13 protein-coding genes are annotated in these 17,531 nt (G+C 56.8%); 5 read left to right on the top strand and 8 right to left on the bottom strand.

The annotated features are described in order from the left end of the window. Positions 1–21: 21 nt before the first annotated feature. The 4 genes from ABU178_RS03340 to pepA form a co-directional block, all read right to left on the bottom strand. Positions 22–531: a GNAT family N-acetyltransferase gene (locus ABU178_RS03340; protein WP_397211969.1), complete on the bottom strand. Its 510-nt coding sequence runs from the start codon at positions 529–531 to the stop codon at positions 22–24. Between the two features lie 66 nt (positions 532–597). Then, a complete protein-coding gene (locus ABU178_RS03345; protein ID WP_397211972.1) occupies positions 598–3,453 on the bottom strand; it encodes a valine--tRNA ligase in 2,856 nt (951 codons plus the stop codon). 5 nt (positions 3,454–3,458) lie between these two features. Continuing rightward, positions 3,459–3,917 carry a DNA polymerase III subunit chi gene (locus ABU178_RS03350; RefSeq protein WP_397211974.1) on the bottom strand — a complete coding sequence of 153 codons (459 nt, stop codon included), beginning with the start codon at positions 3,915–3,917 and terminating at the stop codon, positions 3,459–3,461. Between the two features lie 104 nt (positions 3,918–4,021). Then, positions 4,022–5,533 (bottom strand): leucyl aminopeptidase, encoded by a 1,512-nt coding sequence (pepA, locus tag ABU178_RS03355; protein WP_397211976.1) that lies wholly within the window; start codon positions 5,531–5,533, stop codon positions 4,022–4,024. A gap of 268 nt (positions 5,534–5,801) precedes the next feature. On the opposite strand from pepA, the gene lptF reads away from it, so the two are divergent. Further along, complete coding sequence (gene lptF, locus ABU178_RS03360; RefSeq protein ID WP_397211978.1) at positions 5,802–6,902, top strand: LPS export ABC transporter permease LptF; 1,101 nt, start codon at positions 5,802–5,804, stop codon at positions 6,900–6,902. Further along, a complete protein-coding gene (gene lptG, locus ABU178_RS03365; protein ID WP_397211980.1) occupies positions 6,902–7,978 on the top strand; it encodes an LPS export ABC transporter permease LptG in 1,077 nt (358 codons plus the stop codon). The genes lptF and lptG overlap by 1 nt, the downstream gene beginning before the upstream one ends. A 69-nt stretch (positions 7,979–8,047) precedes the next feature. Here lptG and ABU178_RS03370 read toward each other — a convergent pair whose 3' ends face one another. Both ABU178_RS03370 and ABU178_RS03375 read right to left on the bottom strand, forming a co-directional pair. Continuing rightward, positions 8,048–9,313 carry a DUF445 domain-containing protein gene (locus ABU178_RS03370; protein WP_397211982.1) on the bottom strand — a complete coding sequence of 422 codons (1,266 nt, stop codon included), beginning with the start codon at positions 9,311–9,313 and terminating at the stop codon, positions 8,048–8,050. Positions 9,314–9,352: 39 nt separating this feature from the next. Further along, positions 9,353–10,855 carry a helicase HerA-like C-terminal domain-containing protein gene (locus ABU178_RS03375; protein WP_397211984.1) on the bottom strand — a complete coding sequence of 501 codons (1,503 nt, stop codon included), beginning with the start codon at positions 10,853–10,855 and terminating at the stop codon, positions 9,353–9,355. 573 nt (positions 10,856–11,428) lie between these two features. On the opposite strand from ABU178_RS03375, the gene ABU178_RS03380 reads away from it, so the two are divergent. Genes ABU178_RS03380 through ABU178_RS03390 form a run of 3 tightly spaced genes read left to right on the top strand, consistent with a single transcriptional unit; the run spans position 11,429 to position 15,240 of the window. Next, entirely contained in the window at positions 11,429–12,154 is a 726-nt protein-coding gene (locus ABU178_RS03380) for a gluconate 2-dehydrogenase subunit 3 family protein (protein ID WP_397211986.1), read from the top strand. Positions 12,155–12,194: 40 nt separating this feature from the next. Then, complete coding sequence (locus tag ABU178_RS03385; RefSeq protein ID WP_397211988.1) at positions 12,195–13,964, top strand: GMC family oxidoreductase; 1,770 nt, start codon at positions 12,195–12,197, stop codon at positions 13,962–13,964. Between the two features lie 4 nt (positions 13,965–13,968). Beyond that, positions 13,969–15,240 carry a c-type cytochrome gene (locus ABU178_RS03390; RefSeq protein ID WP_397211990.1) on the top strand — a complete coding sequence of 424 codons (1,272 nt, stop codon included), beginning with the start codon at positions 13,969–13,971 and terminating at the stop codon, positions 15,238–15,240. A gap of 102 nt (positions 15,241–15,342) precedes the next feature. On the opposite strand, the gene ABU178_RS03395 is transcribed toward ABU178_RS03390, so the two are convergent. Both ABU178_RS03395 and ABU178_RS03400 read right to left on the bottom strand, forming a co-directional pair. Continuing rightward, positions 15,343–15,981: a hypothetical protein gene (locus tag ABU178_RS03395; RefSeq protein ID WP_397211992.1), complete on the bottom strand. Its 639-nt coding sequence runs from the start codon at positions 15,979–15,981 to the stop codon at positions 15,343–15,345. A 106-nt stretch (positions 15,982–16,087) separates the two neighbouring features. Then, positions 16,088–17,212, bottom strand: coding sequence for a GntR family transcriptional regulator (locus ABU178_RS03400; protein ID WP_397211994.1), 1,125 nt, complete (start codon positions 17,210–17,212; stop codon positions 16,088–16,090). Between the last annotated feature and the right edge of the window lie 319 nt (positions 17,213–17,531).

Here is a 17,531-nt window from a genome sequence, read left to right on the forward strand (position 1 = left end):
GGGCCGTAAACCTGCCCCCTTTCACAGCGCCTTCAGCATTCTCACTTCGCAGTCCACATGGCCTGTGCAGCCAAGCGCGCCATCAATATGCTCAAACCCCAACGACTCATACAGCTTAATCGCCCGCGTCAGGTTGCCGGTAGTTTCCAGATAGCAGCGTTTAAAGCCGCGTTCGCGCGCATAGTCCATCGCGCGCAGCGCCAGATCGCGCGCCAGACCGAAGCCGCGCAGCTCAGGCAGAAAATACATCTTTTGCAGCTCGCAAATATCCGGCGCGCTGCAGGCGAGGGGAGCAACGCCGCCGCCGCCCATCACCTGGCCCTGATGTTCAACAATCCAGTAGGCGCTGTTCTCCATGCTGTAAAGCTCAAACAGCCGATCCAGCTGCGGATCGGAGACGGTATAGCCTTTGTCTGCGGTAAGGCCAAATTCGGCGGAAACATCGCGAATCACCTGCGCGATATGGGGATTATCCGCAGCGGTAATCGGGCGTACCTGGAGATTTAGCGGCGTTGCGGTGGTGGTCATCATCTCATCCAATAGAAAAAAGCCGGGCAAGCCCGGCTTATCGTGAGTTAAGCGACAGATTGCGACGTTTTACAATGCCGCAATCACGCCCTGCTGTTCAATCAGTTTTGTTTTTGACTGTTCCAGCTCGTTCATGCGCTCGCGCTCTTTCGCGACGACCGCTTCCGGCGCGCGGGAGACAAAGCCTTCATTGGCCAGCTTGGCCTGAATTTTTTCAATCTCTACGTCGAGCTTGCCCAGCTCTTTCGCCAGACGATCCAGCTCAGCTTCCTTATCCACCAGACCCGCCATCGGAATCAGCAGCTCGGCGCCTTCCACAATCTTGGTGACGGAAATCGGACCTTTCTCACCGGCAGGCAGCACCGTCAGGCTCTCCAGACGCGCCAGACGCGCCAGGAAGTTGCGGTTCTCCTCGACACGACGCTGGGCTTCCGGCGAAGCGTTGCGCAGCAGCACGTCCAGCGGCTTGCTCAGCGCGATGTTCATTTCAGCACGAATATTACGTACCGCCACGATCGCCTGCTTCATCCACTCGATATCCGCCTGCGCTGCCGCATCCTCTTTCGCCACGTCGTACTGCGGGAAAGGTTGCAGCATGATGGTGTCGTCGCTGATGTTTTTCAGTGCCTTCACGCGCTGCCAGATGGTTTCGGTGATGAACGGGATGATCGGATGCGCCAGGCGCAGCAGCGCTTCCAGCACCGATACCAGCGTGTGACGCGTGCCGCGCAGTTCCGCTTCGCTGCCGCTGGTCATGACCGGCTTGGTCAGCTCCAGATACCAGTCGCAGAACTGGTTCCAGGTGAAGTCATATAGCAGGTTCGCTGCGATATCGAAACGGTAGCTGTCCAGCGCTTCGCGATACGCTTTCACCGTGCTGTTGAACTCGGTCAGGATCCAGCGATCCGCCAGCGACAGCGTCATTTCGCCGCCGTTCTGACCGCAATCCTGATCTTCGGTGTTCATCAGCACAAAACGGCTGGCGTTCCACAGCTTGTTACAGAAGTTGCGGTAACCTTCCAGACGCTTCATATCCCAGTTAATGTCGCGACCGGTTGACGCCAGCGCCGCCAGAGTAAAGCGCAGCGCATCGGTGCCTGACGGCTCAATGCCGTTCGGGAACTGCTTTTCGGTGCGCTTGCGGATTTTTTCCGCCAGCTGCGGCTGCATCATGTTGCCGGTACGTTTCTCCAGCAGCGCTTCCAGAGAAATGCCGTCGACCATATCCAGCGGATCGATGACGTTACCCTTGGATTTCGACATCTTCTGGCCTTCTTCATCGCGGATCAGGCCGGTCATGTAAACGGTTTTAAACGGCACCTGCGGCTTGCCGTTTTCGTCCTTCATGAAGTGCATGGTCAGCATGATCATGCGCGCAATCCAGAAGAAAATGATGTCGAAGCCGCTCACCAGCACGCTGGTGGGATGGAAGGTGCGCAGCGCCTCGGTGTTTTCCGGCCAGCCCAGCGTGGAAAAAGTCCACAAACCGGAGGAGAACCAGGTGTCGAGCACGTCGTCATCCTGACGCAGCGCCACATCGGCGGCCAGATTGTTCTCGGCACGCACTTCCTCTTCGTTACGACCTACATAGACGTTGCCGTCGTTGTCGTACCAGGCCGGAATGCGATGGCCCCACCAGAGCTGACGGGAGATACACCAGTCCTGAATATCGCGCATCCAGGAGAAGTACATGTTTTCATACTGCTTCGGCACAAACTGAATGTCGCCGTTTTCTACCGCTTCTACTGCCACTTTCGCCAGCGGCGCGGTGCGGACATACCACTGATCGGTCAGCATCGGCTCGATCACTACGCCGCCGCGATCGCCGTAAGGAACGGTGAGGTCGTGCGGTTTGATCTCGTCCAGCAGGCCCAGCTCGTCAACGGCGGCAACAATCGCCTTACGTGCGGCAAAGCGCTCCATTTTCTGGAACTGCGCCGGGATCTCGTCGGAACAGGCGTCGGTTTCAATACCGTTGGTATCGTAAACCTGGGCGCGCTCGCGGATATCGCCGTCAAAGGTCAGAATGTTGATCATCGGCAGCTGGTGACGACGACCCACTTCGTAGTCGTTGAAGTCGTGCGCCGGGGTGATCTTCACACAGCCGGTGCCTTTTTCCATATCGGCATGCTCGTCGCCGACGATGGGAATGCGGCGATTCACCAGCGGCAGGATCACTTCTTTGCCGATCAGATCTTTGTAGCGCGGATCTTCCGGGTTAACCGCTACGCCGGTATCGCCCAGCAGGGTTTCCGGACGGGTGGTGGCGACCACCAGATAATCTTTGCCGTCGGCGGTTTTCGCGCCGTCCGCCAGCGGATAGCGGATATGCCACATCGAGCCTTTCGACTCGCGGTTTTCCACTTCCAGGTCGGAGATGGCGGTGCGCAGCTTGGGATCCCAGTTCACCAGACGTTTGCCACGGTAGATCAGGTTCTCTTTATAGAGGCGAACAAAGACTTCTTTCACCGCGTTGGAGAGACCTTCATCCATGGTGAAGCGCTCGCGCTCCCAGTCCACGGAGTTGCCCAGACGGCGCATCTGACGGGTAATAGTGCCGCCTGATTCCGCCTTCCACTGCCAGATTTTGTCGATAAAGGCGTCGCGGCCATAATCCTGGCGCGTCTTGCCCTCTTCAGCAGCGATTTTACGCTCAACTACCATCTGGGTAGCGATACCGGCATGGTCGGTACCCGCCTGCCATAGGGTATTTTTCCCCTGCATACGCTGGTAGCGGATCATGGTATCCATGATGGTTTGCTGGAAGGCGTGACCCATATGCAAGCTGCCGGTGACGTTCGGCGGCGGGATCATGATGCAGAAGCTTTCCTGGCTGGTATCGCCATTGGGTTGAAAGTAGCCCTGCTTTTCCCAGTGCTCGTAAAGCGGCTGCTCGATATCTTGCGGGTTATATGTCTTTTCCATTTTTGCTATGTCGTTTGCGGCTGAGGCGGCGTTGCCGTATTCAATTGGAAACCGACGCTGCGATAGGCTTTATAGCGGTCGCGCGCCAGCTGTTTTTGAGATTCTTCGAACGGGACGAAGTCTATCACTTCATGGAAAGCAGTAGCAAAATCTGCAAACTGCGGCAGCAGGCTGATCAGCAGATCGCGCGGCGCGTTGCCGCGGCGCTGCGGCCAGGCCAGTTCTACCGGCGCGCCGTAGCGCGGACCTTCACCTGCCAGATTGTGCGGGACAAACGCGTTGGCCGGACGCTGCCAGAGCGCTTCATCCAGCCGAATCGCCTGCTGTTCATCCTGGCAGGCGATCAGAATACGTTTGCCCGCGCGCCAGCGCGCTTCGGCCAGATCGCACACCAGCGCTTCCACGGCGTTCAGGCCGTCTGCGTGCGTATCATGATCGAGCAGATAAAAGGTGGCGTTTTTCATGTCGGTGCCTGAAGTGAAAAAAGAGACCAGATTCGTCTCTTATTATGCCGGATCGCACAAAGAAAATCCGCCCCGGATGCGGAGCGGAGCGTTGCGCGGCTGAATCAGTCGTCGCCGTTCAGTCCGGCGCGGTTCAGCAGGAACTGCGACAGCATCGGTACCGGACGCCCGGTCGCGCCTTTCGCTTTGCCGGAACGCCAGGCCGTACCGGCAATATCGAGATGCGCCCAGTTATATTTGCGGGCGAAGCGCGCCAGGAAGCAGGCGGCGGTAATCGCGCCGCCCGGACGGCCACCAATGTTCGCCATATCGGCAAAGTTGGACTCCAGCTGCTCCTGATACTCATCCGCCATCGGCAGACGCCAGGCGCGATCGCCAGACTGCTCAGAGGCGCCGATCAGCTCGTGCGCCAGCGGATTGTGGTTCGACAGCAGGCCGCTGACGTGATGGCCCAGCGCGATCACGCAGGCACCGGTCAGGGTCGCGACATCAATCACCACTTCCGGTTCGAAGCGCTCAACGTAGGTCAGCGCATCGCACAGCACCAGACGGCCTTCCGCATCGGTGTTCAGCACTTCAACCGTCTGGCCGGACATGGTGGTGAGCACATCGCCGGGACGCATGGCGCGACCATCGGGCATATTTTCACAGCCCGCCAGCACGCCCACCACGTTCAGCGGCAGATTCAGCTCGGCGACCATACGCATCACGCCATACACGGACGCCGCGCCGCACATATCGTACTTCATCTCATCCATCGCTTCCGCCGGCTTGATAGAGATGCCGCCGGAGTCGAAGGTCAATCCTTTGCCCACCAGCACAATCGGGTGCGCTTCCGCATCGGGATTGCCTTTGTACTCAATTACCGACATCAGCGACTCGTTCTGCGAACCGGCGCCCACCGCCAGATAGGCGTTCATGCCCAGCTCTTTCATCTGCTGTTCGCCGATGACACGCGTGGTAATATTTTTGCTGTACTCATCCGCCAGCTGACGCGCCTGTGAGGCGAGATAGGCGGCGTTACAGATATTGGGCGGCATATTGCTGAGATCTTTCGCCGCCTTCACGCCAGCGGCCACGGCCAGACCGTGCTGAATGGCGCGCTCGCCGCTGGTGAGTTCACGACGCGTCGGCACGTTAAACACCAGCTTGCGCAGCGGACGTCGCGGCTCAGTTTTGTTGCTTTTCAGCTGATCGAAGTTGTAAAGCGCCTCTTTTGAGGTTTCCACCGCCTGACGTACTTTCCAGTAGGTATTGCGGCCTTTGACATGCAGCTCGGTCAGAAAGCAGACCGCTTCCATCGAGCCGGTATCATTCAGCGTGTTAATGGTTTTCTGGATGACCTGCTTGTACTGACGCTCATCCAGCTCGCGCTCTTTGCCGCAGCCAATCAGCAGAATGCGCTCTGACAGAATGTTCGGGACGTGATGCAGCAGCAGCGTCTGGCCCACTTTGCCTTCCAGCTCCCCACGGCGCAGCAGGGCGCTGATATAGCCGTCGCTGATTTTGTCCAGCTGTTCGGCAATCGGTGACAGCCGGCGCGGCTCGAAGACGCCCACAACAATGCAGGCGCTGCGTTGTTTTTCCGGGCTACCGCTTTTTACACTGAACTCCATGCACTCTCCTGAATCTTAAAGACAACGGCGTCTGCTGTCGCTAGAATGTAGCGCGCTCGTAACCCATTATTTAACCGTAATGCCATGACTTTTGGCCATCGGACGTCATAATGAGTCAGGGTGGCAATGTGTTGTTTTTTCACCACCCTAACGCGTTTGTCATACAATTTTAGCTGCGATGACCGCCATTGATGAAGAAAAATGGCGAATAAGCGTTGAAACTATCGATTTTCCTGCAAAAAGACAAGTTTTCACAGGCGTACTAAGCGTGATCATCATTAGATATCTGGTCCGGGAAACGCTCAAAAGCCAGCTGGCTATCCTGTTTATCCTGCTATTAATCTTCTTTTGTCAGAAGTTAGTCAGGATCTTAGGAGCAGCAGTGGATGGTGAGATCCCAACAAATTTAGTTCTGACCCTGTTAGGGCTCGGTGTGCCGGAAATGGCACAACTTATACTGCCGCTCAGCCTGTTTTTGGCGATCCTGATGACTCTGGGACGGCTGTACACTGAAAGTGAAATCACCGTGATGCATGCCTGCGGCCTGAGCAAGGGCGTATTGGTCAAGGCGGCGATGGTGCTGATGCTGCTCACCTCGGTTGTGGCCGCGGTGAACGTGATCTGGCTGGGTCCCTGGTCGTCACGCTATCAGGACGAGGTAACGCAGAACGCGCGGGCCAACCCAGGCGCTGCGGCGCTGGCGGCCGGGCAGTTCCAGACATCCAGCGACGGCAACACGGTGCTGTTCCTTGAGGATGTGAAGGGCAACCAGTTCGGCAACGTTTTTCTGGCGCAGCTGCGTCCCCGAGGCAATGCCCGTCCGTCAGTGGTGCTGGCGGACAGCGGCCACATGCAGCAGCGTCCCGACGGCTCGCAGGTGGTCACCCTGGATAAAGGCACGCGCTTTGAGGGCACCGCGCTGCTGCGCGACTTCCGCATTACCGACTTCGTGAATTATCAGGCGGTGGTCGGCTACCGGGAGGCGACGCTGGATCCGAACGATGCCGAACAGTCTGATCTCGTTCCGCTCTGGCAGAACAACACGCCCGCTTTCCGCGCGGAGCTGCACTGGCGTTTCACGCTGATCTTCTCGGTGCTGGTGATGGCGCTGATGGTGGTGCCGCTCAGCGTGGTGAACCCGCGTCAGGGCCGCGTGCTGTCGATGCTGCCAGCCATGTTGCTTTATCTGATCTTCTTCCTGCTGCAAAGCTCGTTGAAGTCGAATGCGTCAAAAGGCCGCCTCGACCCGGCGATCTGGATGTGGGTAGTCAATATCAGCTATCTGCTGCTGGCTGTGGCGCTGAACCTGTGGGATACAGTGCCGATGCGGCGGCTGCGCGCCCGTTTTAGCCGTGGAGGATCGGTCTGATGTTTGGTGTTCTTGACCGTTATATCGGCAAAACCATTTTCAATACCATTGTGCTGACGTTGTTCATGCTGGTGTCGCTGTCGGGCATTATCAAATTCGTCGATCAGCTGCGTAAAACCGGGCAGGGCGCCTATTCGGTAGTGGATGCCGGTTATTACACCCTGCTCAGCGTGCCAAAAGATATCGAGATCTTCTTTCCTATGGCAGCGCTGCTCGGCGCGCTGCTTGGTCTGGGCACACTGGCGCAGCGCAGCGAACTGGTGGTGATGCAGGCATCGGGCTTTACCCGTATGCAGGTGGCGCTGGCGGTGATGAAAACCGCGATTCCGCTGGTGCTGCTGACCATGCTGATCGGCGAATTCGTCGCGCCTAAGGGCGAGCAGATGGCACGTAACTACCGTGCGCAGCAGCTTTACGGCGGCGCGCTGGTGTCGACGCAGAATGGTCTGTGGGCGAAGGATGGCAATAACTTCATCTACATTGAACGCATCAGAGGCGATGACCAGCTGGATGGCGTCAGCATCTACAACTTTAGCGATCAGCGTCGTCTGCTCAGCGTACGCTATGCCGCCACCGCCAAATGGAACGCGGCGCAGAAGCGCTGGACGCTATCGCAGGTGGATGAGTCCGATCTGAAAGATGCGAAGCAGATTAGCGGTTCGCAGAGCCTGAGCGGCGAGTGGAAAACCAACCTGACGCCGGACAAGCTTGGCGTGGTGGCGCTGGATCCCGATGCGCTGTCGATCAGCGGCCTCTACAACTACAGCAAATATCTTGAGCAGAGCGGCCAGGAGTCAGGCCGTTACCGTCTCAATATGTGGGGCAAGATTTTCCAGCCGCTGTCAGTGGCGGTGATGATGCTGATGGCGCTGTCGTTTATCTTTGGCCCGCTGCGCAGCGTCTCGATGGGCATGCGCGTGGTGACCGGCATCAGCTTCGGCTTTCTGTTCTACGTGCTGGATCAGATCTTCGGCCCGCTCAGCCTGGTGTATGGGATACCGCCGGTGCTCGGCGCGATATTGCCCAGCGCCCTGTTCTTCGCCATCAGCGTGTTTATGCTGCTGAAGCGACGCTAATCAAGCTCAAATGAAATAAACCCCGAAAGTTGGATAGTCAGCGATTCGGGGTTTATTGCTTTTATCATCTCAGAACAACCCCGGCAGTTGCGACAGCAGATAAAGAATCAGCCCGATGGTGCCGCCTACCAGCGTGCCGTTGATGCGGATAAACTGTAAATCCTTGCCAATGTTCAGCTCGATCTGCTGCGACATATCACGCGCGTCCCAGCTTTTCACCGTGTCGCTGATATGGCGCGTCAGGAAACTGGAAAACTCCGGCGCCACGCTGCGCGCTGCCTCTTCCAGATGCTGATTCAGCGAGTTGCGTAACGCTTCGTCCGCCGCCAGATTCTCCCCCAGCCAGAGCGCCGCCAGCCGTACCTTATCCTGCACTTTTGACTCCTCGCTGTTGAGATCCTGTTTCAGCCAGGCGCGCAGATCCTGCCACAGCTCGCCAATATAGCGATTCAGCGACTCATCCTCTTTCAGCCAGGATTTGATTGTCTCGGCGCGCTCCGCCATCTCCGGATCGCTTTTCAGTCTGACAATCAGCCGCTCCACCGCGCGGTTAAAGCCGAGGCGCAACTCATGCCCCTGATCGACCGCCACCTCATCCAGAATAGAATCCACGGCGTTCGCCACCAGATCGGCGCTGTGCTCGCCCAGCCACTCGGTAGGCAGCATTTTGGCTTTCATCGGATGTTCGCGCTTCAGCCAGCGCACGATCTGCCGGGCGATGAAGGTGCGCGTGTCGGGCTTGTGCAGGATATGCAGCAGCTGCTCCACGGCGGCATCCAGCAGCTCCTGATGACGATTATTTTTCGTCAGGCTCTCCAGCATCAGCGCGCCCGACTGGGTAAGATCGACCTTATCGATAGCGCGGTGCACGGCGCGACGGATAAGGCGCTGAATACGTTCATCGTCAGTGAGATCAAGGAAACCGCGCATCACCTGCAACAGGTGGTGGCCCACACGGTCGGCATTGCCGGGCCTGTTGAGCCAGCTTGCCAGCATCTGCGAAGGGTCGTGACGACGAATCAACGCCAGCAGCGAATCGGTATCAAGAAACTTCTCCTGTACAAAGCGGCCAAGGTTATCGCCGATACGATCTTTGTTGCGCGGGATAATGGCGGTATGGCGTGAGATAAAGGGAACCGGCACGCGCCGGAACAGCGCCACCACGGCAAACCAGTCCGCCAGCGCGCCGACCATCGCCGCTTCGGCAATTGCCTTAATGCCGCTAACCCAGAAGTTAGCTGGCAGAAACAGCGTGATAATAAAGATGGCGGCCGCAACCAGCAGTAACAACAGCGCCAGACGTTTGGTCCGTTTCAGTTCGGTTATTTTATCCATCGACTCAGTGTAGCTCCTCCGGGTAAAGCGACTTCCTGTTTAACGCTTGCGTCCGCCGAACAGGCTGCCCAGTACGCCGCGCACAAGCTGGCTGGCGATCTGACGCGTAGCGCTTTTCGCCATGGTTTGCACCACGCCGTCGCGCTTGCCGCCGCGTGGGCCGGTGCTGCCAAACAGAATATCCTTCAGCCCGCCAAGGATCGCGCTGTCGACCGCAACCTTATCGCCTTTCGCCGCAGGGGCGTTGGCCTGTTCGCTGGTCGCCTGCACTCCTTGCTGTAGTTTTTCAAATGCCGATTCGCGGTCCAGCGCCTCATCATATTTACCATAGAGCGGGGAGTGATTGATCAGGCCGTTGCGTTCATCGGCGCTGAGCGGCCCCATACGTGAGCCGGGCGCAATCACCATGGCGCGCTGCACAATGCCGGGAGTGCCTTTCTCATCGAGAACCGAAATCAGCGCTTCGCCGGTTCCCAGCTCCTGCAACGCGCTGAGGGTATCGAAAGCGGGATTGGCGCGCATCGTCTCCGCCGCCGTTTTTAACGCCTTCTGATCTTTGGGCGTAAAGGCGCGCAACGCGTGCTGGATGCGATTGCCTAACTGACCGAGCACGCTGTCGGGCACATCAGCGGGGTTCTGGGTAACGAACCAGACGCCGACGCCTTTGGAGCGGATCAGGCGAATCACCTGTTCTATCTTATCGAGCAGCACCGGCGGCGCATCGTCAAACAGCAGATGCGCCTCGTCGAAGAAGAACACCAGCTTCGGCTTTTCCAAATCGCCCGCTTCCGGCAGCTGTTCATAGAGCTCGGCAAGTAGCCACAGCAGGCTGGTGGCATAAAGCTTCGGCATCTGCCAGAGTTTCTCCGCCGATAAGATAGTGATCCAGCCGCGACCCTGCTCATCAGTGCGCATCCAGTCTTTAATGTCGAGCATAGGTTCGCCAAAAAAGTGCTGCGCACCTTGTTGCTCCATCGCCAGCAGGCTGCGCTGAATCGCCCCGACCGATGCGCTGCTAATGTTTCCGTATTGCGTCTGAAAAGCTTTGGCGTTGTCGCCGATATATTGTGTCATGGCGCGCAAATCTTTGAGATCGAGCAGCAGCAGACCCTGATCGTCAGCGATGCGGAAAATGATTTGCAGCACGCCGCTCTGGATCTCGTTGAGGTTCAGCAGGCGCGCCAGCAGCAGCGGGCCGAGATCGGAGACAGTGGCGCGTAATGGATGGCCTTTTTCGCCGAATATATCCCACAGCATCGCGGGGTTTTGCTGCGGCTGCCACTGGGTTACGCCTATTTTTTGCAGGCGCGCCAGCAGCTTGTCTGAACTTTCCCCTCGCGCTGCGACGCCGCTCAGATCGCCTTTTACATCGGCCATAAACACCGGCACGCCAATTTGTGAAAAGGATTCGGCCAGCTTTTGCAGCGTTACGGTTTTACCGGTGCCGGTCGCGCCGGTAATCAGGCCGTGGCGGTTAGCCATTTGAGGTAACAGATGCAGCTGCACATCGGGCGTTTGGGCAATCAGCAGTGGGGCGCTCATAACAATCTTCCGTTGTGATCAAGGAGAAGGATTGTTCCAAGGATAGCAAGCCGCGCCGCGCGCCGCGTGCAGACCAGGCTGAAAAAGCCTGACACACAGCTTGCCTGTTTTTTCACGGACTTTATTTGCAGCCATTATTACGCTGCAATTTTCATCATAATGAGAATACAGCTCACGCAAATATTTCGCCTGTTAACAGTATATATTTGTCTTTTGTTTTTATATGGTTAATTTAATGTTAAATTAGGGCGTATTCTACTTGTATGGAAGCATGATTTATTTTCATTGATTAATGAATGGGACTATTTCTTTCAGAAATTAAATTCAGCGCTTCTTTTGGTAAATTAAGTTAAAACCTCACATTTCTACGGGAAAATCCCGACTTTCGCCTGTCTGGGTTTCTTACCATTCCGTAACCATTAAGTAACACAATGATATTTTTTCACTAAGAAATATCTTTAATTTTATTTTTACCTTTTGAAATATTTGTATCCCTAAGATTGCCAGGTTGTATACCGATAACCTGGATAATTAACAAAATAATTACCATAAAGATGTGAGAGTCGTACGGCTATGCTTTTACAAAAACCAACCTCAAGACGTAAGTTTTTACTGGGGTCTTTAATGGCGCTGCCATTAAGCGACCTGGTATTTAAGGGATTAACCGCGGCGCAGGCAGCGGAAATGGCAGCACCGGAACTGACCGATTATAAACCTGGCTTTTTCAGCGCTGACGAGTGGCAGTTTATCCTTGCCGCTACCGACCGCCTTATTCCCGCCGGAGGAAAAGGTAAAGCGCCGGGCGCACTGGAAACCAACGTACCGATCTTTATTGACCAGCAGCTGCACAGCGATTTCGGTCAGGAGATCTACATGCAGGGGCCGTTCGACGTTCACGCGCCGGCTACCATGGGATACCAGATCCCTTACTACCCGCAGCAGATTTACAAGCTCGGCATCAAGCTGGTGAACCAGTGGAGCCAGGGCACCCATCAGAAACCGTTCCATCAGCTGTCGCAGCAGGAAAAAGATGATGCGCTGACGCAGATGAACAAGAACGGTATCGACTTCGCCGCCCTCGGCGAGAACAACATGAAAGCCTCGCATTTCTTCAGTCAGCTGCTTTCCGATACCAAACACGGCTACCTGGCCGACCCGATGTACGGCGGTAACAAAGGCATGAAAGCGTGGATCGCCATCGGCTTTCCCGGCGCGCGTGCCAGCTACATGGAATGGGTAAAACAGCACAACATTCCTTACCCGCTGGGTCCGGTAAGCGTTAAGGGTGAGCGCGCCTGAGTGCGCGACATTCCGAACAGGTATTTGAGACAGGATTAACATGGCACAGATTACAAAAAAAGAAGTCGACGTCGTCGTCTGCGGCCTCGGCTGGGCAGGCTCGTTGATGAGCATCGAGCTGGCGATGGCAGGGCTGGAGGTGCGTGCGCTGGAGCGTGGCGCTGACCGCGGTTATGACGATTTTGCTTACCCGAAACCGGCTGACGAATACGCTTACGCGGTGCGTAACAAAGTGTTTGCTACCCCGGCAGAAGCGGCGGTCACCGTGCGTTACAACAGCAGCCAGACCGCGCTGCCGACGCGCAAATGGGGCGCCTTTGCGCCGGGCACCGGCGTGGGCGGCGCAGGCCTGCACTGGACGGCAGTACTGCTGCGTCCGACGCCGACCGACATCAAGCTGAAAACCTATGTGGACGAGGCGTATAAGCCGGGCATTCTGCAGGAAGATATGCGCGTGATGGACTTCCCGTTCACCTGGGAAGAGATCGAGCCTTATTACTACAAATTCGAGCTGATCTGCGGCCAGTCCGGCAACACCGGCAACCTGCGCGGTCAGATTCTGGAAGGTGGCGACCCGTTTGAAGGCCCGCGTTCCGAGCCTTACCCGCTGCCGCCTCTGGAAGATACCCTGAACACCGCCATGTTTGCGGAAGCGGCGAAGAAGCTCGGTTACCATCCGTTCCCGAACCCGTCAGCCTGTGTATCGCGCGCCTGGACCAACCCGTATGGCAACCAGATTGCGCCCTGTAACTACTGCGGCTATTGCAGTAAGTACCCTTGCCTGAACTACTCGAAAGCCTCACCGCAGACGGCTGTGATGGATGCGCTGAAGCGCATGCCGAACTTCTCTTATGAAGTGCATGCAGAAGTGATCAAAGTGCTGCTGCACGACGATAAGAAAACCGCGAAAGGGGTGATCTATATCGACGAGAATGGCGACGAGTGCTTCCAGCCAGCGAAAATTGTGGTGCTGAGCAGCTTCCAGCTTTATAACGTGCGCCTGATGCTGCTCTCCGGTATCGGCAAGCCGTACAACCCGATCACCGAAGAGGGTGTGGTAGGACGTAACTACGCGTTCCTCTCCAATGGCGGCGCGACGCTGTTCTTCAAAGACAAGAACTTCAACCCGTTTGCGACTGCTGGCGCAACCGGCCAGATGTTCAACGACATTTCTCCGGGCAACTTTGATGGCCCGTCGCTGGGCTTCCTCGGCGGCGCGAAGATCCACAGTTCTCAGTCCACCGGCACGCCGATCGGCACCTCGCTGCCAAAAGGCACGCCGACCTGGGGCGCAGGATGGAAAGAGGGGATGGAAGAGTGGTACGGCCACTCCATGAAGATCAGCATCACCACTACCTGTCAGTCTTACCGTGACATCTACCTCGATCTCGATCCGCACTACACCGATCACCACGGTCTGCCTTTGCTGCGCATGACCTTTAACTGGAAAGAGAACGAGCTGAAGTTACAGCAACATCTGAAAGGGATCGTCGGCGACATCGCCAAAGAGCTGAACCCGGACAGCATGAGCATGAGCTTCCTGCCGATGGGCGCAGACTTTGATCTGACCAAATATGTCTCTACCCACAATGTGGGCGGGGCGGTGATGGGCGATAACCCGAAAACCTCGGCGCTTAACAAATATCTGCAGAGCTGGGACGTGCATAACGTTTTTGTACCGGGCGGCAACGCCTTCCCGCAGAACTTCCAGGCGAACCCCACCGATACCATCGGTGCCATTACCCTGATGGCGGCACAGGCGATCAAAGATCGCTATCTGAAAAACCCCGGTCCACTGGTACAGGTGTAAGCGCATGAAAATGTTGAATCTTAAGCCTTTATTAATTGCGAACGCCTTGCTGCTGGCCAGCGGTTTTGCCCTGCAGGCACAGGCGGAAGATGAAGGTCAGCTGATTAAGCAGGGCGAGTACCTCTCGCGCCTCGGCGACTGTATGGCGTGTCACTCGCTGCCCAACAAGCCGGACTATTCCGGCGGTCTGGCGATTGATTCGAATCTTGGCACGATTTACTCGACCAACATCACGCCAGACAAAGAGCACGGCATTGGCAACTACAGCGAACAACAGTTCTCTGACGCGGTGCGCAAAGGGGTATTACCGGACGGCTCGCGCCTCTATCCGGCGATGCCTTACCCGGACTACGCCAAAATCAGCGATGCCGATATGCACGCGCTCTACGTCTACTTTATGAAGGGCGTGAAGCCGAGCGCGGAACAGCCGCCGGAAACCAAACTGAGCTTCCCGTTCAGCCAGCGCTGGGGCATGCGCTTCTGGAACTGGGCGTTCGCTTCTGACAAACCGTTCCAGCCTGTTGGCGGCGCGTCGGAAGAGGTGAACCGCGGCGCTTATATCGTTGAGAGCCTGGGTCACTGCGGCAGCTGCCATACGCCGCGCGGCATCGGCATGAACGAGAAGGCGCTCGACAGCGGCGACGATCAATTTCTTGCTGGCGGCAGCCTGAACGACTGGGACGTGCCGTCACTGCGTGGCTTGCCGCGCTGGAGCGAGCAGGAGATTGTCGATTACCTGCAAACCGGACGTAACGACAAAGCAGCAGTGGGCGGCGAGATGAAGTCGGTGATTGAGCACAGCAGCTCGCACATGACCGATGCCGATCTGAAAGCCGTGGCCGCTTACCTGAAGTTCCTTGGCGGCAACCCGCCGTTACAGGCGTATAACGTACAGGCGGCACAGGCCACGGAAGCGAAACTGACCGCGGCGAAGAACCTGACCACGGGCGAACGTCTTTACCTCGACAACTGCGGCGCCTGCCACTTTGTCACCGGTAAAGGCGCGCCGGGCGTCTTCCCGCAGCTGGATCAGGCGACCATCGTTAACGCCAACGATCCAACCGGTCTGATTCACACCATTCTGGAAGGCGCGCAGCAGCCCTCCACGGCGAAAGCGCCTTCCACACTGGCGATGCCGGGCTTTGGTCAGCGTCTGAGCGATGACGAAGTGGCGCAGCTGGCCACCTTCGTGCGTCAGGGCTGGAACAACAGCGCAGCGGCAGTCACCAAAGAGCAGGTGGCTGACGTACGCAAATCGCTGAAGCACGGCGAGTAAAGGCCATAAAGCAGAAGGGGCGATCGTTCGCCCCTTTTTTCTTCGCCACTCTTTACCTTCCTGCCAGATTGCCATCATTCCGGCCTGGTTTCTGCCTCGCGATCAGTGCTTTGGCTGCTCCAGCGCATCGATCACGTCCGGGAAAAATTCCTGAAACAGCTCCGGCGTCATCAGTTCGGGATAGATCATCAGGTGCTCGCGGATCAGCTCGTGCAGTTCGTTCATACGTCGGTCGACAATCTCGCTGATGCTGAGACCTTTGTTGCGGTACATATGCAGCGTCTCAGCCGACAACAAACTTTCCTCTTCCTCTTCGTTGGCATCTTCAAACGCTTCCAGTTCGTCAAGCAGGGCAAACAGCGCTTCAAGCTGTGGCGTACGTGACACGTAACGTTCAGGATTTTCGCTTTGCAGATAGCGGATCATCGCTTTCACCGGCGTCCCGTCCGGCGTAGACGGAGGCGTGGCGGCGAACCAGCTGATCAGCTCATGGAAGGTGATCTGGAAAACATGGTAATTCTTGTCCGCCAGCTCATCGGCCAGCATGGCCGCAGTATCGTTTTCAATCAGGCAGATATGGGTAGTGGCAGGCGTAAAGGCCGCCAGCCAGGCCTCAATCTCGTCGGTGATCGCTTCGTCATAGGCAAAAGTATGTTTGTTGAAAGTGCCGTCAGGCTGATGGACGCCAACCTGAACCAGGTCCGGATCGAAGTAAATGCCGATATAGGTGATGCCTTTCATGTTGTCCATCCTGTATGTGCGAAAAGGTCACTATAGCTCTGCCGACAGAAGATAAACAGTTCAGCCCGGATGAGACGGAAAAAAGCCAGGCGTTCGGCCTGGGGTTTCAGGCCGGGAGTCGCGTGCCGCAAGAGGCGCGCACAATCAGCTCACCGGGCGAAGTGAGATGGCGCGCGCTATCCTGCGGAAACTGCAAGCGGTTCAGCATCGTCAGCACTGCGTTGCGCGCGATGTCGCTAAAAGGCTGTTTATAGGTAGTAAGCGGAATGCCGAGCAGCGCGGAGTATTCGTTATCATCAAAGCCCACCACGTTGACCTTTACCCCCTGCTGGGCGCACACCGCCAGCAGCTTCATGGCGGTGAAGTCGTTGGCGCAGACGATATCCTGCGCGCCGTTGTTAAGTAACTGCACCACAAACGGCATATCGTTCAGCTCGCCTTCATGTTCCCATGCGGCGTTTGGCGTGAGTCCCGCCTCCAGCAGCGCCAGCCGGTAGCCCATCAGACGCATGCTCACGGTGTTGGCGGAAAAGCGTTCACAGAGAAAATCGATGCGCCTGGGCTGCTGATGCAGCAGATGGCGCGTGACCTCCATGCCCGCCGCCACGTTATCAATGCCGATCAAATCCCAGCGGCTGCGCGCGGGCCAGCAGGCGACATCGCTGTCTAGCAGCACCACGCCGATACCGTAGCGATCCAGCTTGCTGAGAATCAGCTGGTTAATCCCGGCGGCGAAAGGGTGAAACTCGATCGGAATAAAGAAAACGCCTTTTACGCTGCTGCGCAGGTAGCGTTCGATCACATTGTCGATTTTGCTGATGATGGCCTGGCGCGTCGCACCCGCGCCGAGCGTCATCACGCCATTCCAGACCAGATCGAAATTGAAGCTTTGCGAGAGGGTAGCGATTGATTTAAAGATCTGCTCAAACAGAAAGCCGCTTTCGTTGGCTTCCATACGCGGCGACAGGATCCCCAGCGCCAGCGGCTCCTCAAGGGCGGCGGGCCGCGGTTCGCTGGCAAAAGTCACGTAGTGCCCCGAGCCTTGCGTGCTGCTGATGAAACCCTGCTCGCGCAGGCGGGTCAGGGCGCGTGACAGCGTAGGGCGCGATACCGCGAACTCGGCGCACAGGTTCACTTCAGTGGGCAAACGCTCGCCCTGAGTGTAGAACCCGGTGCGAATCCGTTGTTCAAGATCCTGATAGATCCGCTCAAGCTTGCCCGATTTTGCCATGGTGAATGTTATCCTCTCCTTTGCGCCCATCCTTATCCGGCGTATTTCGGCCCCATCTTGCATAGATGACGCTGGAACACATTAAAAAAGATAATAAGTAAAATCAAGACGGCGGAATATTTAACTAATTTGTAAATTAATCGCTGGCTCGCCGCAGTAAGCCTGGCTTCTCTTCCCTCAATCTTCAACCGCAAGATAACGCAGCCTCCTGTCTCATCCTTGTGATCAAGCTCACTTATTCGCCATGATGTGACTAAGTAGTGATCGCATTGATCAATAAATGTGATCAAAACCAAAAGAAACAGGAAAAATGTTGCGT

Origin of the sequence: Pantoea osteomyelitidis (assembly GCF_044342975.1) — a bacterium.
Classification (GTDB): domain Bacteria; phylum Pseudomonadota; class Gammaproteobacteria; order Enterobacterales; family Enterobacteriaceae; genus Pantoea; species Pantoea osteomyelitidis.

Coding starts and splice junctions, on each gene's coding strand:
- ABU178_RS03340 (WP_397211969.1), bottom strand. CDS start 531: ATGATGACCACCACCGCAACGCCGCTAAATCTCCAGGTACGCCCGATT.
- ABU178_RS03345 (WP_397211972.1), bottom strand. CDS start 3,453: ATGGAAAAGACATATAACCCGCAAGATATCGAGCAGCCGCTTTACGAG.
- ABU178_RS03350 (WP_397211974.1), bottom strand. CDS start 3,917: ATGAAAAACGCCACCTTTTATCTGCTCGATCATGATACGCACGCAGAC.
- pepA (WP_397211976.1), bottom strand. CDS start 5,533: ATGGAGTTCAGTGTAAAAAGCGGTAGCCCGGAAAAACAACGCAGCGCC.
- lptG (WP_397211980.1), top strand. CDS start 6,902: ATGTTTGGTGTTCTTGACCGTTATATCGGCAAAACCATTTTCAATACC.
- ABU178_RS03370 (WP_397211982.1), bottom strand. CDS start 9,313: ATGGATAAAATAACCGAACTGAAACGGACCAAACGTCTGGCGCTGTTG.
- ABU178_RS03375 (WP_397211984.1), bottom strand. CDS start 10,855: ATGAGCGCCCCACTGCTGATTGCCCAAACGCCCGATGTGCAGCTGCAT.
- ABU178_RS03380 (WP_397211986.1), top strand. CDS start 11,429: ATGCTTTTACAAAAACCAACCTCAAGACGTAAGTTTTTACTGGGGTCT.
- ABU178_RS03385 (WP_397211988.1), top strand. CDS start 12,195: ATGGCACAGATTACAAAAAAAGAAGTCGACGTCGTCGTCTGCGGCCTC.
- ABU178_RS03390 (WP_397211990.1), top strand. CDS start 13,969: ATGAAAATGTTGAATCTTAAGCCTTTATTAATTGCGAACGCCTTGCTG.
- ABU178_RS03395 (WP_397211992.1), bottom strand. CDS start 15,981: ATGAAAGGCATCACCTATATCGGCATTTACTTCGATCCGGACCTGGTT.
- ABU178_RS03400 (WP_397211994.1), bottom strand. CDS start 17,212: ATGGCAAAATCGGGCAAGCTTGAGCGGATCTATCAGGATCTTGAACAA.